Below are 479 nucleotides of genomic sequence, written 5' to 3' on the forward strand. Positions count from 1 at the left end.
CACCATTATAATCCTGCTTCCCATACTTTTCAGAACGGCCCGTATTATCTGGATCAATATTTTCGTGAAATACGATCCTGAAAAAGGAAAAGAAGCGCGACTTAAAAAGGCAGAAACTGCTACCTCATAATCCCTCGGTAAGGTCATAAGGCAGAAACTCATCTACCTCCTGCCCATAGCGGTGTAAGTCGCGGATGATACTGGAACTTATGGGCGCCAACTGCGGGGAAGTAATCAGGAAAACTGTTTCTATTTCCTCGTATACAAATCGATTTACCTGAGAAATACCATTTTCATACTCGAAGTCAGTGGTATTTCTTAACCCTCTCAACAGAAAGCGCGCTCCTACCTCCCGGGCGATCCGGGCAGTAAGGTCATCGTAGCTGATCACCCGCACATTAGGCTCCTTTTCAAAGGTTTTTTCGATGTGAAATTTCATCACATCCAGCGAAAAGTATCGTTTTTTATTGGCGTTTCTT

General features: G+C 43.8%; 1 protein-coding gene. It reads right to left on the reverse strand.

The annotated features are described in order from the left end of the window. Positions 1–124: 124 nt before the first annotated feature. Positions 125–479, reverse strand: a 355-nt coding sequence (locus tag ACLD7X_RS18660; protein ID WP_411425172.1) for a pantetheine-phosphate adenylyltransferase, incomplete at its 5' end; no start/stop codon positions are given.

The organism is Aphanothece microscopica RSMan92 (assembly GCF_046613545.2).
GTDB lineage: Bacteria > Cyanobacteriota > Cyanobacteriia > PCC-6307 > Cyanobiaceae > NIES-981.